Source organism: Sphingobium vermicomposti (genome assembly GCF_011762025.1).
Lineage (GTDB): Bacteria > Pseudomonadota > Alphaproteobacteria > Sphingomonadales > Sphingomonadaceae > Sphingobium > Sphingobium vermicomposti.
The window spans coordinates 1-15,602 of record NZ_JAASQR010000003.1 but is presented as its reverse complement, the minus strand read 5'-3'; the positions used below and the strand labels follow the sequence as shown (position 1 = coordinate 15,602).

At 59.7% G+C, this 15,602-nt stretch carries 10 protein-coding genes; 7 read left to right on the top strand and 3 right to left on the bottom strand.

The genetic code is table 11. From position 1 onward, the window contains the following. Window positions 1-408 precede the first annotated feature (408 nt). The 5 genes from FHS54_RS09655 to FHS54_RS09635 all read left to right on the top strand — a co-directional run bounded on the left by FHS54_RS09655 (window position 409) and on the right by FHS54_RS09635 (window position 10,373). Entirely contained in the window at window positions 409-2,226 is a 1,818-nt protein-coding gene (locus FHS54_RS09655; protein ID WP_167303636.1) for a site-specific DNA-methyltransferase, read from the top strand. Further along, on the top strand, window positions 2,223-4,775 hold the full coding sequence (locus FHS54_RS09650; protein ID WP_167303635.1) for a DEAD/DEAH box helicase: 2,553 nt from the start codon (window positions 2,223-2,225) through the stop codon (window positions 4,773-4,775). Before FHS54_RS09655 ends, FHS54_RS09650 begins: the two co-directional genes overlap by 4 nt. Before the next feature lie 430 nt (window positions 4,776-5,205). Beyond that, the gene (locus FHS54_RS09645) at window positions 5,206-5,496 is read left to right on the top strand and encodes a hypothetical protein (protein ID WP_167303634.1); all 291 of its coding nucleotides are present in this window, start codon (window positions 5,206-5,208) and stop codon (window positions 5,494-5,496) included. After that, window positions 5,489-7,963, top strand: coding sequence for an AAA family ATPase (locus tag FHS54_RS09640; RefSeq protein WP_167303633.1), 2,475 nt, complete (start codon window positions 5,489-5,491; stop codon window positions 7,961-7,963). The genes FHS54_RS09645 and FHS54_RS09640 overlap by 8 nt, the downstream gene beginning before the upstream one ends. 85 nt (window positions 7,964-8,048) lie before the next feature. Beyond that, window positions 8,049-10,373, top strand: coding sequence for an nSTAND3 domain-containing NTPase (locus FHS54_RS09635; RefSeq protein WP_341785961.1), 2,325 nt, complete (start codon window positions 8,049-8,051; stop codon window positions 10,371-10,373). A gap of 435 nt (window positions 10,374-10,808) precedes the next feature. Here the strand turns inward: FHS54_RS09635 and FHS54_RS09630 are convergent, their stop codons facing one another. Both FHS54_RS09630 and FHS54_RS09625 read right to left on the bottom strand, forming a co-directional pair. After that, complete coding sequence (locus tag FHS54_RS09630; RefSeq protein WP_167303632.1) at window positions 10,809-11,396, bottom strand: response regulator transcription factor; 588 nt, start codon at window positions 11,394-11,396, stop codon at window positions 10,809-10,811. Next, window positions 11,393-12,997, bottom strand: a complete 1,605-nt coding sequence (locus FHS54_RS09625; RefSeq protein ID WP_243855724.1) for an MASE1 domain-containing protein — start codon at window positions 12,995-12,997, stop codon at window positions 11,393-11,395. The genes FHS54_RS09630 and FHS54_RS09625 overlap by 4 nt, the downstream gene beginning before the upstream one ends. Before the next feature lie 331 nt (window positions 12,998-13,328). Between FHS54_RS09625 and FHS54_RS09620 the strand changes: the two genes are divergently transcribed. Both FHS54_RS09620 and FHS54_RS09615 read left to right on the top strand, forming a co-directional pair. Next, window positions 13,329-14,120 (top strand): outer membrane protein, encoded by a 792-nt coding sequence (locus FHS54_RS09620; protein ID WP_243855723.1) that lies wholly within the window; start codon window positions 13,329-13,331, stop codon window positions 14,118-14,120. A 280-nt stretch (window positions 14,121-14,400) separates the two neighbouring features. After that, a complete protein-coding gene (locus FHS54_RS09615) occupies window positions 14,401-14,601 on the top strand; it encodes a DUF5818 domain-containing protein (RefSeq protein WP_084677778.1) in 201 nt (66 codons plus the stop codon). A 3-nt stretch (window positions 14,602-14,604) separates the two neighbouring features. On the opposite strand, the gene FHS54_RS09610 is transcribed toward FHS54_RS09615, so the two are convergent. Next, a complete protein-coding gene (locus FHS54_RS09610; RefSeq protein ID WP_167303631.1) occupies window positions 14,605-15,369 on the bottom strand; it encodes a hypothetical protein in 765 nt (254 codons plus the stop codon). Window positions 15,370-15,602 lie beyond the last annotated feature (233 nt).

The window sequence follows — 15,602 nt, the reverse complement described above, 5'->3', positions numbered from 1 at the left end:
TTCATTGGAATTATCGACATCCTGAAAAAATGTTTTTGTTCTTATACCGCAAATTCGCGGGCCAATCTGATCGAGGACAACTTAGGAATCCCGGAAAACCAACGATGATCGGCAACGATGCTGTTGAATGCCTAAAATAGTGTTCATCTAGCGCTCCCCGCCGAACAGTGCGAATTTCGCCACATCTGGATGAAAAGGATTTATCGGGAGACCGCGAGGCCATGAAATATGAATAATAACGATTAATGAGGAAACACGGCTTTCGAACTACAAATCGGCGACTTGAGATAGCTCCGCATGCGGAGAGCGCGGGAAGATACGGTCGGTCGCGCCAGACATTGGCACCTTGCCGGGCGGGGGCCATCGCCGCTAGACGTTCAGCCCATATTGTCATGGGGGTAAGGTCAGTTGACCGATCATTACGAAACGCTTTCTAAAGCCCAACTGGTAAGCCTGCTGCGCAAGAAGGACGCTGAAAAGAAGCTAGGGTTGGTGTGGGAACGCGATGAGATCGAAGCGGATGCGGCCATCGATGCCAATTTTATCGCCTGCACCATCGATCCGACGCTCTCCGACGGGGCCGAGCCATGGCGCAATTTGGTGATCGAGGGGGACAATTTTGACGCGCTGCGCTGGCTACGCATGACCTACGCGAGCCGGGTGAAGTGCATCTACATCGATCCGCCCTACAACACCGGCAACAAGGATTGGGTCTATAACGATCACTATATCGACCCGAATGACCGGTATCGCCACTCCACCTGGCTTGAATTTCTTTATAGCCGCCTGACGCTGGCGCGTGATCTGCTGGCCAATGATGGCGTGATCCTGGTTTCAATCAACGACGAGAACCGCGCCAAGCTGGAACTGCTGATGGACGAAGCCTTGCCGGGCATGCGGCTGGGCACCTTTGTTTGGCGGACTCGCGTGGGCGGGAACGATACCAAGGGCGCTTTTCTCTCCGACAATCACGAACACGTATTGGTTTATGGGAAATCGGAATTTCGGTTTGGCGGGACTGAGAAGTCTTTCGAGCTTTACCGTCATTGGGATGAAAAAAAGTCTGATTGGTTTCGCACGGGCGGCGACCTAACTCAGCCGAAAAATATGTCCGAACGCAGTAATTCCTATTACCCGCTTTGCGATCCAGATTCAGAAGTTTGGTTCCCATGTAATCCTGATTCGGTCTGGAGATATGCGTCCAGATATGGTCCTAAGTCGAAGATAAAGACCCGGTTCATGGAGGATTTCATTGCCGATGGTTATATCTACTTTCCGACGGATCAGCGGGTAAAGGTGTGGAACACACGAGAGGAGCTGGACGAGGCAATCGCCGCAAAGGATGTTCCCGGCAGCGGCAATGCTCCGTTCTTGCGCCCCGATTTGCCGGACCTGAACTTCTGGGTTGGGAAAAAGGTTGGCTTCGGCACGCCGTCACTCAAACGTTACAAGCGGGAGTTGAAAACGCCTACTCAACCCTTGTCTAGTTGGATAACTCCGAACTTTGAACAGGATACCATCCCGGACCCTGAGGGCAACGAGATCATTGCGGGGACCAACATTGAAGCGGCCAAAGCCATCAAGGACGTGTTTGGGGGAAAGGCGTTCAACTATGCCAAGCCGGTTTCACTGATCCGCGAACTGGTGCGCCAATCGACCAGTGAAAGCGACCTCGTGTTGGATTTCTTCGCCGGGTCTGCCACCACGGCGCAGGCTGTCATGGAAGTGAACGCCAGCGATGCGGGCGGGCGCCGGTTCATCATGGTATCGTCCACCGAAGCGACCGCCAGCGAGCCGGACAAAAACCTGTGCCGCGATGTGACCGCCGAACGCATCCGGCGGCTGAATGCGGCGGGCAGCGGCAAATATGCCGATCTCTCCGCCGAATTTGCCTATCTGCGCACGCGGGAGATCGATTTCGATGCGCTGAATGCTGAACTGGACCCAGCAGAGGCGTGGACCGCGCTGGAAGCCATGCATGGCCTACCACTGACCCGCTATGACGCCAGCCGCGCGTGGAACGAACATACGTACGACGACTTGACGCTGATGCTGGCAGACCGCACTGACGACGCGCTGATTGCCCGGCTGAAGGCCCTCGCCGCCGCCCGCGCCAACGCCTTTGTCTATAGCTGGACGCCGGGCCAGTTGAAGACCGCACTGGGTCCGGTCGATTTCGAAATCCGCCCAGTTCGTGAAACGCTGGTCAAGAGGTTCCAGCAGTGACCGGCGCGGCAGCCCTGCACAGTCTGGCGGATTTTCAGGACGAAGCCATCAATGCCCTTGGCGCGACGATCAGTCGCGTGGCGGAGCATATTGATACGCGCCCCGCGCATCGCCGCGAGATCGCCCTGAAAAGCGGCTCGATGCTGCTGCAAGCGCCGACCGGGTCCGGTAAGACGCTGATGCTGGGGCGCACCATCGAAGGCATGATCGGCAAGCTACCGATGAAGTGCGTGTGGTTCTGGTTCGCCCCCTACTCCGGGCTTGTCATCCAGACGCTGGACAGCCTGGCCGAACAGTGCCCCGGCATCCGCCTGCGCGATCTGACCGCAGACCGTTCGGCACAAGGCGTGCGCGATGGCGACGTGTTCGTCCAAACATGGGGCGCGGTTGCCGCCAACAACAAGGACGCCAAGCGGGTCCGCCGGACGCGCGAAGATGCGCTTTCGCTGGATGACATGCTGGCAACGCTTCGCGCCGAGGGCGTGGCCATTGGCGTGGTGATCGACGAAGCGCACCTCAACTTCGGGGTATCCGCCGGGGCGGCGGCTTCGTTCTATCTCAACGTGTTGCAGCCAGATTTCACGCTGCTGGCCACGGCCACCCCAAATGACGAAAAGCTGGTGGCCTTTGAAAAGGCTGCGGGCGTGGAGGTCCAAAGCCGAGTGGTGATCGACCGCGACCGCGTTGTCCGGGCGGGCCTCAACAAATGGGGTCTGATGCTGGGCTATCTGCGGATGAACCCTGGCGACGAAGCCCTGATCGATTTCGAACAGGCCACGCTGACCGCTGGCTGGACCCAGCACCGCCAGATTTGCGCACGGCTGGAAGACAAGGACATCGGCGTTGTTCCCCTGATGCTGGTGCAGGTGGAAGATCAGGCCAGGGGCGGGGAAGACCCGGTGGCCCGCGTCAAGGCGAAACTGCTGGAAATTCAGGGCGTGCGGGAAAATCTGATCGCCGTGCACACGTCTGGCCAGCCGGACGCCGATTTCCACATGATGGCCTATGACCATTCCAAGCAAATCCTGATCTTCAAGGTTGCGGTGGCCACAGGATTTGACGCGCCGCGCGCCTGGACGCTGGTTTCCGTCCGGCCCAATCGCGGCACCGGCTTTGGCTTGCAGATTGTCGGGCGTATCATGCGCGTGCATCCGCTGGTGCGGCCGCTGCATGGGCAGGACGCCTTGCTGGACAAGGGCTATGTCTTCCTAACCGACCCGGACATGCAAGCCGGGCTAAGTTCTGCCGTCGATGAACTGAAGGCGGTTCGCCAAAGCCTGACTGTGCTGTCCGATCAGCTGGACGTGGTTGAATATGGCGCGGCTCCGCCCTCGCAACCCTTGCTGCTGTCTGATGCGCACCGGCTGAGCGCCTATGTTCCGCCGCCACCAGTCGATGACGCGGAGCGGCAAAACCGACTGGACATGTTGATCGACGAAGGCGTGATCGATGCACACGTCCGGGAAATGACACCGGACGTGGTGGACCGCGCCATCGTTGCCGGAGAAACAGCGCGGCTGGCCAGCCAGACCCCCTTGTTCGGCAACTTGCCCGAACATGCCGGACCCAGTGCGCCACCCAAACCGACAAAGCAGACCGCCTATCGGCTAAACCGCGATCTGGGATTGCCCGCGGCGCTCTGGCAAGAGCACCCGCTGGATTATCATCAACTGAGCGACCCGGTTTTCCTACGCGATGTTGCCAACGCATTTTGCGACCAATCGGCCCTAGTTGGTAAGCTGGGCCAGACCCTGAGTCGCGCTTCCATGAGCTTACGCGACCTGTTCATTGACGGCGAAGAACGGGAAGTTTCACTCAGCCTGAAGATTTCGAACGGGCGCGTCGCCGAACGGGCTCAAGCAGCCTTCCAGCTGAACGATTCGATTGATCCGCGTCACCTTGAACGGGCCTTGATCGCTGCGCTACGTGTCCGGGCCGAAGATGGTGGCTATTCGTTCACCGATCAGGACTTACGTCGCACGATCCAGCTTGCCGTCATGCGTGAGCCAGATGCGCTGATGGCTGCGATCAAGGTCGAACAGGGCAAGCGTGCGCGGCTGGACGACACGATCCCAATTCCCGACACGATCTTCGATTTCGCCGACCTGACCGTTGCGCGGAAAGCATCGCATGGCGTGTTCCCCAGCAGAATGAACAAACCTGAGCGTGCCTTTGCCGAAATGCTGGATGCCGATACATCCGGCACGGTGCTGTGGTGGCTGCGCAATCCCGAGAACGAACTTTGGGCTACGCGCATGATGCTGCCGACGGGCGCGCGATTCTTTCCAGACTTCGCCGTGGGCATTAAAGGCAGGACAAGCCGCGATGGTATCGCCTTGGTGGAGATCAAGGACGATGGCGAAGATGGTCGTTTGCATAGCGACAAGAACCGGCTGAAGATTCAGGTTCAGCATCGCGAATACCGAAATGTGTTCTGGTCCTGCGATAGTGACCGGGGACTGATTCAATTAGGCTTTAATGAAGCGCTGAATTTGATCCAACCCCTTCGGCCATTCGAGATCAGCCGAATGGTGTTCTTGCACAACTAAGCGTTTCTTTGCTTCAACGACAGGGGTTCGCTGATGATCGCGCCTGTTGGTCCCGAGGGCCAGCAGCGCGTTGCGACGCCGGTGATTTCACGGCTTGTATTCAGGCCGCATAACAGCCCCTGACCGGCTCGACTTGGGATATACCTGCCGATTGGCGTCGCAATTGGGAACGTCCGATTATGCGGAAACCGGTCATTTGTGGATCCGTTTAAGCCCCTTCTCTCAGGTCCTGCCTCATGGACCGTTCGGACTATCCGGACGTGGGTATCAGAAGCGCCTAGCGGCCCTTCGTTCAGTTTCTTCCTACCTGACCGGATTGCTGCGGAGACCAATCGCTTTCGCTCCGCCCCAAATTAGCTAGTCTTCCTGCTAGGGTGGAGAGGCGGCACGGTGGTGTCGTGCTTGATTCGCGGGTGAGCAGGAGGGGGAATTGGTGGACGAGGACGAGACAGCAGCACCAGAGGAGACGGTGGTGCTCGACATGCTCGCGGCCCTTGCCGCGCCGGAAACGGATGTGGTGGAAACGCCAGAAGCGTTTCTGAGCGGCGTCGCCGCTGCGCTCAAGGCCTCCGATGATGTGGATGCCGATTTGGCCGCGATCCTGACGAATCATCTGCTGACCGTCACGCCGCACGACAATGTCATCGCCAATGCCAAGGCGGCGATCCTGACGCTGGCCGCCGAGCGCGCGGCCCCGGCCGGGGAACAGGCCGATGGCTGATCCAACGCTGTTCCAAACGCTGACGCTCGAAGGCTTTCGCGCCTATCTCCAGCCCAAGACCTTCGATTTCAGCAAGAAGCCGAGCCTCGCGGTCTTCGCGCCCAACGGCCTCGGAAAGTCGAGTATCATCGATGCGCTCGAATTCCTCTTCTCCGAACATGGCACGCTAGATCGGCTCGGGCAACGTGCGCTCAATAACTCGGCCGGCCCGTCCGCGCTGGTGCATAATGGCGCGCACGCGGCGGGGATCGCGCCAGTTGTCAAGTTCACGACCATCACCGGCACGGCCACCACCGCGGGAAGCCGCACGGCGGTCGGCAATCCGCGTCCGATCCATGCAGCGGCCACCGCAATGAAGGCTGGGTTCGTTGTCGCGCCGATCATCCGCGGCTATACGCTGCGCACCTTCGTCGAGGAGCATAAGGCGGAGACCCGCTACAGCAACGTGGTGAGCTGGCTGCAGCTCTCGCCGCTGGTCGAGGTCCAGAAGAATCTCCGGCTGCTGCGCCGCGAGGTCAAGGCCGCTGCCGAGAGCACGAGCGAACAGGTACGTCTCGCCGGGCAGCTGCGCACCGAGACCGACCAGGCCGTGCAGGCGTGGAACGACGCTGCCGTGCTCGACTTCGTCAACAGGAACGTCATTGCGCCGCTCGACCCCGCGCTGACGATGGCGGCGCTCGATGCCGCGGACGCTGGCTATGTCGATATCGGAAAACGTGTCGCGGCCGAGGAAAAGGGCGTCGGCCTTGCCGGGCTGCGACAGGTCCGCAACTCGGTTATCGCGCTGTGGCGTAAAACCGTGCCTGAGGACGGCAGCGACCCCGAATATTCGGGCGCCATTGCCGCATTCGACGAAGCGCTGGCGGTGCTGGCCGATGCTACGGCTTCCGAAGTCGATGAGCGCGACAAGGCGGCGGGCACGGTCTTCCGGTCGGTGTGGAAGGAGGCCGAGACACTGTTCGCCGACGATGCAGCGGCCCCGGGCGAATGTCCGGTCTGCGCGACGGCGATCGGCGATACCGCCGCCGGAAGCGTCCCCGCGATCCGCGATCTGCTGAAGACCCATCTCGACGATCTGCAGAGCTACAACGACGCCAAAACCGCGCTTGACGACGCCGACAAGGCCGCCACGAAAGCGCACAACCAGTTGATCGCGCGGCTTCCCGCGATGATCGATCATCTGTCCGAGGATGATCCCGACGGCTTAAGGGCAGCACTCATGGCGTATCAGGCCGGGGCTGCCGCGTGGCCGGCCGCCGCCGCCCCTGCGTCCGCCGCGATCACCGCCGAGCTGGAGGCGTGCCTTACCGGTCTCGACCAGGACATCGCCGACATCGAGGACAAACAGGGCGAACATACTTGGGTGAAGGCCCAGGCAAGCATCGACCGGCTTCTGAAGCTCCAGACGGATGTGGCGCTGGCGACACGAACGACCGAGGAACTCACCGCGCTGCACGAGGCGCTCGGCACTCAGGCCACGCTCGTCTCGGGTAAGATTCGCGAGAAGGTCCAGTCGCTGCTCGACACCCTCCAGGCGCCGATGAACGACATCTATAAGGAAATCCAGGGCGACAAGGCCAGGCCGATCCGGCTCGAGCTGCCCAGCGAGGACGATACCAATCAGCAGCGCATGCAGCTGGTCATCGACTTCGCCGACAATCGTCAGGGCGTTGCGCCGGGCGGCTATCTGAGTGACTCCCAGATTCATTCGGTGGCGCTGGCGCTGCGCCTCGCGGCGATCAAGAAGTTCAACAGCGCCGCCCCGGTGATCGCGCTCGACGATGTCGTTACCTCCTATGACGCCGACCATCGCCGCGCGATCGGTGGGCTGCTCGCCAAGATGTTCACCGATTGCCAGATCATCCTCGTCACCCATGACGAGCGGTTCTTCAATCACTTGAAGGATCAGCTCGCCGCGAAGGACTGGCAGTTCACGCGCATCATCGGGCTGGACCCGGCATACGGCCCGCGCTTCGCCGACCATAAGGTGACAGACGAGATGATCGCCGATCGCTGGGACAAGGGTGAATCCGCTGCCAACGAGATGCGTCAGGCCGAGGAGGAATGGCTGCTCGGCATCGCTCGAGGCTTCGGCGTCAACGTCCGCATTCGTCAGCTCGAAAAGGCCTATTCCTACGAACGATCCGAATTGGCCACTGCGATCGGCGGCTTTCTTAGCGACATTAAATTGACGCCGGCCGACGTACCCGGCGTCAACAATCGCTTCATCGCCAGCTTGGTGAAGGGCGATATTGAGAATTTCGGCAGCCATTTTCAGGACGCCCCCTATGGCGACGGTTCGATCGGCGACGAGAAGACGCGTTGGGATGAATTTAGGGTGTTCCGGAGGCAGTTCGAATGCGTGTGCGGTCGAACAAAGTATCAGAGGCCATTCGGCCTTAGTAAGCCGGTCTGCGCTCACAATAAATGCGAGACACAATTCGAGTTAAAGCCGCTTGTCGGGTAAGGAAAGCGAGGTTGGAGCGCTCCGTTATTGATGAGGAAAAACTGGGGAATGCCGACCTATTTCTTCACAGGGGCAAGGTGAGGGTGTGAGAACCGTGCACGGTCAAATTGAAACTGCGGAACGCGACCCACGTCGCGCGCATGGCCCCTGGAGCGATCTCGCGCTTCACACGATCGGTTGGCGCGCCTTTCAAGACCTATGCTCGCAAGTCTGCGAAGTGGTCTTGGGGCGTCCTGTCGAAATATTCCGAGAGGCGCAGGACGGCGGTCAGGACGCGGTCTTTCTCATTCCCTCGCCAAAAGACGAGCAGCCCATCGGCACGATCCAGTGCAAGCACACGTCGGACGCCGGCAAAGCGTTGAAGGTCAGCGACCTCTCCGCTGAAATTGGTAACGTCGAGGAACTCGTCAAAGGGGGCCAGGCAGACACATACGTCTTCATGACCAACATGAGCGTGGATGCGCCGGTGGCGGGCGCCATGCGCGCCAAACTGTGCGAGTTCGGCGTTCGCAAGCCGCATATCCTGGGCCGCCAATACATCGTTCGGGTCATCAAGAGCAGCGCACGCCTGCGCGCCCTCGTCCCGCAGGTTTACGGTCTAGGGGATTTGACCGCAATCGTCGATGAACGGCTCAGCGAGCAGAGTCGCGCGCTGCTCGACAGCTGGATTCCGAAACTTCGTACCTATGTGCCAACTCAGGCGCATCGCGACGCCGTAAACGCCATCTCGAACCACGGCGTGGTGCTTCTGCTCGGTAATCCTGCAAGCGGCAAATCGGCGATCGGTGCGATCGTTTCAACGATCGCGTCGGAAAATCCCGACAACACCGTGCTCGCGCTGACCAGTCCACGTGATTTTGAGGCTGGCTGGAATCCCAACGATCCCGGCCGCTTCTTCTGGATTGATGACGCTTTTGGCTCGAACGTGCTGCGCGACGACTACGTACAGGATTGGGCATCGGCGTTTTCGAAGCTGCGCGCGGCGATCACGCACGGCAACCGCTTCCTGCTGACATCGCGCAAGCATATTTACGAAGCAGCTCGGCACCGACTGGGTCAGCGTAATCTAGCGCAATTCGCTGATGGCAGCGCCGTGGTCGACGTCGGTGAACTGACCTTCGAAGAGAAGGCACAAATCCTCTATAACCACATCAACTTCGGCGAGCAGAGCCAAAGCTGGCGTTCGAACGTCAAGCCGCATCTAGCCGCCGTTGCCGCCGTCGACGAGTTCCTGCCCGGAATCGCCGAGCGGCTTGGCGACCCGAACTTTACCAAGGGACTGGCACCGCGCGAAAGTTCGCTCGTCCGCTTCATGGAGGAGCCGACCGAGCACCTTATCGACACGGTCAGCGCACTGGACGAGCGACTCCAGGCCGCGCTCTACCTCGTCTACGTCCATCAAGCCGGCTTCAATCCCAGCGATCATGATGCTGCGGCAGCGCAGGCGGTTTCGGACTTGACCGGTTTCACCCTGGCCAAAATCCAAGATTGCTTCGCCGAATTGAAGGGATCCTTTCTCAAGCTGTCCGGCGCCAAATGGACCTTCGCGCATCCGACCATCTCGGATGCTCTGACAGAGATTTTGCGGCAAAAACCTCACATGATGGCCGCACTCATCCGCGGCGCACCAATCGATACGATCCTCGGCAGCTTTACCTGCGAAGGATCGCCGCTCATTCGGGATGCCTTGGTGATTCCGTCCACGCTGGACGAAGCGCTGGTAGCGCGTCTCAGCCACACGCCGGACGAAAATCATCGAACTTGGATGCTGTTTCACTTCCTATCCTACAGGGCGAACGACGCGGTTTTCGTCAAATTGGTCGGACAGTTTCCGGAGCTACTCAGACGCTACTGCTGGCAGACCGATCCCCTCGCCAATGACCCTCGGTTTCATACCTACGCCCGCGCCCATCAATTCGGTCTGCTCCCGGATGGCTTGCGGCGCGAGGCCGCCAGGAGCCTCGGATCCGCAGCGCTCTCAGACCTCGATATGTCGTTCTTTGCCGAGAGTGGGATGCTCGCACTCATATCGCCGCTTCGTCTCATTGGATTAGGCTTGGCGCTGCGAACCAATCTGCTGCCTGCTCTTGAGGAGAAGATCGACGAGATCGCCGGAGATGCCGATTTGGACGAAGAGCCCGACAGCCACTTTAAGAAATTGCTCGGTGCACTCGAGCGCATCGAGGAGATGGGCGTCGAGCTGGATGACGATGCGGTTGGCTTCCTCGACGACGCGCGGGATCAGGTGAAGCGGGCGGTCGGCGGACTCGAAGAACGCAAGCGGGAGCGCGACGAGGAGAACGAAGGCGACACGGACTGGACCCATATCGTCACGCAGAAGAAGGAAGAGCTGTCCCCGCCCGAACCTGCGGCTACGAAGCGATCGGTCTTCGACGATGTCGACAGGTGACAATCGCCAGATGGGGCGATCGGATACAGGCGTATCACATCCGCAACTTCGGATGCTCCCGCCCAGCGGCCGGAAGCAGCCCGAATGACTGCTCTTGTCAGACTACTTCGTTCGTGCAGCCAGTAGCGAACATCTCAATCTAGTCGATGCGGCCGGAAGGTCCTAGCGGGACCTGCCATCTAAGGCTTGCCCGGTGAACGCCAATTTGGTCATTGAAGATCGGCCCCAGCAGCGGATCTTTGTCGGACCGCTAATAAAGGCCCCGACGAGGCGCGCGATATCGTCTTCCTTGATTTCGGTCGTCATGGCGCTGCCGTCCGGCTTTGTAGAATTGGGTCAGGGTTAGCATGAGCTCGTTCCACCAGCGGCGCTTTAATGAGAATGGCGTCCAGGTCCGCGGCCTAAGCCCGAAGCGTGCGGGTGGGTCCATGAAAATTAGTCCGGCGATGCCAGAGCGATCAGTTGGGCCAACCCGTTAGCGCCCGTTTTGGAAATGATCGACGCCCGGTGATCCTCAACCGTTTTAGGGCTGAGCTCCAGCTTGGCAGCGATGACCTTGTTGCTATGACCCTGCACGAGCAGGTCGAACACTTCTCTTTCGCGCGGTGACAATGTGGCGGTGCGGGCGAGCTGCTGTCTTTTCCGGACCGACCAATCCACACCTTCACTGACCGCGGCAAGCAGCCGCGCTTCATCAAGCGGCTTCTCAAGGTAATCAATCCCTCCATGGCGACGCACCGAATCGACGGCATTTGCGGTCGTCGGCCATGCCGTCATGAAAATGATCGCGACTGCCGGATCTATGACTCGGACCCGGTCGGCAAAGCCGAAGCCATCGAGATCATCCATCATCACGTCGGTGACGATGCAGGCTGCAGGCGCCGGTGCATAAATATCGAGAAGCCGGACCGGGTCCGGGAAAGACTGCGCGTTAAAGCCATGCCGACAGAGCAACCGCGCCACGGTGGCACACAGATCGGCGTCATCATCCACCACGTAGACCTTGGGATCGTCTGTGTTCATGCATCGTCTCCGGCAAGCGGCAGGATGATTGAAGCGTGGGCCACGCCGTCATGAACCTTCGCCTTTTCCAAATGCCCGCCATGCGCTTCCACTATGGCCTGCGCAACCAGAGCGCCGACCCCCATGCCTGCCTTGGCGCGATGGCTGGTTCCAACGCGGTTCGTGACTATGATCCGCACACTTTTTCCTTCCTTCTCGCCGGTCAGTTCGACCTGTCCATCCTTCGCCGCGTGGATGGCATTGCGCAGGAGGTTCATCAGCGCCTGGCTCAGTTCCACCTCCTGCGCAAACACGACAAGATCTGGATTGATCGGGCCAATCTTGAGCAACGCACCCTGATCGCTGGCTTCCGGAGTTGCAATTGCGGCCACGCTTTCGATCAGCGCCGAAACCGGCAGCGCGCTCGGCTCGTCCACCGCCGCCCCGCCGAACCGTCGCAGGCGGCGCACAAGGTTGGATAATGTCGCGGCCTTGCGATCCACCAGTGCAGCGCTCCGCAGGATTTCGTCGCCGGCCCCGTCCGTGATCTCGTGAAGATGTTTTGCCTCGATCGCCAAGGTCGATAGCGGCTGGCTGATCTCATGGATAACTGCCACCGACATCGCACGCAGGGTCTTCAGTCGCTCGGCCTGGAAGAGCAGCCGGTCGCGCCGCTCGATGTCCGTGCGGGCCTGCTTCTGGGCGTCGCAATAGCTGCCCGCAAGATAGCCGACCACCACGACGGTCGCGAGGTCAAGATGCAGGTGCAGCCGATCAATTGTGCTGAACGCGCCTGCTGTCTCCGGCAGGATAAGAAGGCTAACGATTGTCAAAGCAACCCACACAGGAAAGCGCCCAGAACGCAAGCCGATCCACGCGACCGCCAGGATGAGGGGCATTGGCTGGGACCCCAGTCCAATTCGGTTGAGCAGCCAGGTCGTGGCTATTCCGCCTGATAGGAGGAGCGCAGCCTCCAGCGTTGCACTCCCGCGAATCGCGCATTCGCGGAAAGCCGCAATCATGCCGCTTCGGCGCTGGCTGATCGTTTCGGCCACCCAGAGGAGCGGCGGCGCGATGATCAGCACGCCCAACAGGTCGCCGACAGCAAAAGCCGTGAGCGAGATCATGATATCCTGAACGCTTTCAACTGCCGTTCGGTCTGGCCGCAGCAGTGCTTCTGGCAGAGCGCTGAACGCTGCGACCCCAGGTGCGGCAACGGCGGCAAGTCCGAAGGGCATCGGAGGAGCCATGACGCCCGCTCTTCTGCCGGTGGATAGCCAGCGGATGACAGCTACCACACCACCGTACGCCAGAACTGGCCGCAAGATGCCCCACAGCGTCATCGCCAGGTCGGGCGAGCCCGCATTGAAACGCCCCATGATCAAATTGACCACGATTTCCACGGCGGCGATTGCTGGCGTAAGGCGCGGCCCGGCGTGCCATAGCAGGGCGAGACGGAGGCCCGCAGCCGGGAACCAGACGGAATAAAAACCTCTACCGCCCCAATAGGCTGCCAGCCCCAGTGTCAGCCAGAAGCCGAAGCCGTAGGCTAGCAACAGTAACAAATCAGCCATTGGCGCCCGCGTGCCATCATATCGTGCCTGGCCTGAAGGGATCATCATGCGGTTGCCTTGCCGAGTTCGTTGAAGGTCGTGAAGCAGGGAAATTCCCTGAGGAGACATTGAGCAGATCAAGCCATTGCAATCATCGGCCAAATGCACCTGCTGCGTCAGGCACCGAGCCGCGATCGATCCATCCGGTGAGCAGCACCGGGAAAAACCCGGATAGGCAAAATGGCATAATTCAGCCAGCAGTCCCCTGCGACCCGAAGGGAACTTTAGTTTCCTTTACCTGACCCGGCCATCCGGCCGGGTCACTTTTTCCGCAGCCGTTGTTCAGCAGCGAGCCGCCTTCGATCTAGAATTTCAAGGGCGAACATCGTGTGAGTCTCACATGTCGCGTGCAAGCTTACCTGTTGTAATCAATCAACAGTTTTGCCGAAACTATCGCTGTGAGCTTGACCTGATCTGCTTGCTCGACTACCCGCCGCATCGGGTCGCAACCGAAACAAAAATCACCGCGAACCAATTCAGGGGAACTATGAAGAAAATTTCTTTGACGCTTCTGGCGATCGTCGCCGGAGCTACTTCCGCCCATGCAGAAACCTTTTCCGGTCCGTTCATCGGCGCGCAGATCAGCCGCGACGCGTATGAAGTGAAGGCCGAAGGCACCGACATCGGCATCGGCACGCTCGACCTCGACGGTCTGAGCGGCAACGGCATCGGTGGCGGCGTTTATGTCGGCTATGACTATGCCCTGTCGAACAACGTCTTCTTCGGCGTGGAAGCGAACGCCAATTTCTCGGGTGCCAGCATTTCGGCGAAGCTCGATGACGGAACGGACAGCATCAGCGGCAAGGTCAAGGCCCGCGAATCGTTCGGTCTGAGCGCGCGCCTGGGTGCGATGATTGCCGACAGCACCGCTGTTTATGCGCGCGGCGGCTGGCAGTCGACCAAGTTCAAGACCACGGTTTTTGACGGCGTCGATACCTACGGCACGAAGACGATGCAGGACGCCCTGGTCTACGGCGCAGGCCTGGAAACGCGCGTCGGCGCGCAGGCGTCGATCCGCGTTGAATATCTGATCGAAGATTATGGCAGCGCTGGCCTCAACCGCGATCTGGATACTAACGGCATCCGCGTGGACAACAACAAGCTTTCGCTGGGCATTTCCTGGCGTTACTGATCGCGTAACCGCATGAACAGGAAGGGGTGTTCTAACGAACGCCCCTTTCTTCATTGCGCACGCGACAAGCATTTCCTCAGACTGGCTCCGCTTTTCACAGTCGAGCGGAGTCTTTTTTCAATGGGGGCGGCATACTCCGCAGGTCGAAACGCCCAGATTAAGGCGTTTGGTCATCTGGGGGGCCTTGGAAAATAGGCCGTCATTCGGTCCAGCGGTTCTCTGAGCGGAAAATCACGCTGTGATCCGATTCTTGACCTGAGCATCGGGAGCACAAAGCGTCATGCATCGGCCAACCCGTCACGAGCTGACCGGCATTTTGCTTGAAAATGGTCTTTATCCAATCCTGCGTGTGCCTGACGGTGGAGAATGGCGCTTGGACATCCTGAAGCGGCACAAGCATCTTCTGGGCACGCGGGTCAAAGTGGTCGGCACAAGAGATGGGTTCGATCTGCTCGCCGTGGATCATATTGAACCCGCGTGATGCCTAAGCAGGACTTTCAACCCCGATTTCGCTTCTTATTTGCTCTGCAATCAGTCTGATCGCTTCATTGCTGTTCAGGCTGTGGGGTCCCCCGCTCAGGTGAGGAATTACGGCGACGGGAACCATCCCGTTTGTTGCGACATGTAATCTCTTCGCATGACCGTTCACCGTGATGGTGTGGACTGTCGGAGTCCCGGTTGTACCGGTGATCTCAAGGAAATCTGCAATGTGGGTCAGGCCAGTGCCAATGACCAAGCAGGGTCGGCAGCGTTCAATCCAACTTTTCATCACGCGGAAGCGATTTTCCCGCAACCACGCGCGGTAGTCATCCTTGCGGGTGAAGCCGGTCTTTGCAGCCGAATGTGCGTCCCACTCCCCGACCTTGTTGCAAGGTTCAGGGAAGAGATTTGCTTTGAAATATCCAGTCGAACCGCGCTCGAAAGGACGGGCACGCTGCGCAAATGCGCGGAAATCCTCCGGATCCCCACCTTCCAACGCGCAGAGCAGCTTGAAAGCATTGCGATTGAAGAGCCATTCAAGTTGTAGTTCGACGGCGTAGGCCTCCAACTTTGCTGCTCGCTCACCTTCCGTCTCAGTATCGGCGGCTTCGTCGGCGAGGGACCAGCCAGGTTCGATTCCCAGCAACCAGATTGACCGATTCTCGGGCGAGCCAGGGTCGCCCCCTTCGCACGTCGTGAGAAAGGCCGCTTCGTCCTCAACGCGGTTACGGAAAGCGGCGGCGGCTGGTGAGAGCGGTGTCACGATCATTGTTCATCCCGTTAATGATGTTGGTGCTGCCCCCACCGAAAACACGATGGCTTTCGGATTGGCGGCGAACACAGGCTTGAGGTCGTCATAAGCGCCTAAGCGTATAGATGAAGGTTGAGCTGGCAGGCGATTATGCCCGTGCGGCTGAATTCGCTGACGTTCAGCACCAGGGCTCCCGCCTGCCGCTCCATGTTCGGGCTAGCCCCTCGCTAACCAACACATCACCGAGTGAC

Excerpts from the sequence above, each read along its gene's own strand:
- FHS54_RS09640 (WP_167303633.1), top strand. The coding sequence starts at position 5,489 with ATGGCTGATCCAACGCTGTTCCAAACGCTGACGCTCGAAGGCTTTCGC.
- FHS54_RS09630 (WP_167303632.1), bottom strand. The coding sequence starts at position 11,396 with ATGAACACAGACGATCCCAAGGTCTACGTGGTGGATGATGACGCCGAT.
- FHS54_RS09625 (WP_243855724.1), bottom strand. The coding sequence starts at position 12,997 with ATGATGATCCCTTCAGGCCAGGCACGATATGATGGCACGCGGGCGCCA.
- FHS54_RS09620 (WP_243855723.1), top strand. The coding sequence starts at position 13,329 with ATGTCGCGTGCAAGCTTACCTGTTGTAATCAATCAACAGTTTTGCCGA.
- FHS54_RS09615 (WP_084677778.1), top strand. The coding sequence starts at position 14,401 with ATGCATCGGCCAACCCGTCACGAGCTGACCGGCATTTTGCTTGAAAAT.
- FHS54_RS09610 (WP_167303631.1), bottom strand. The coding sequence starts at position 15,369 with ATGATCGTGACACCGCTCTCACCAGCCGCCGCCGCTTTCCGTAACCGC.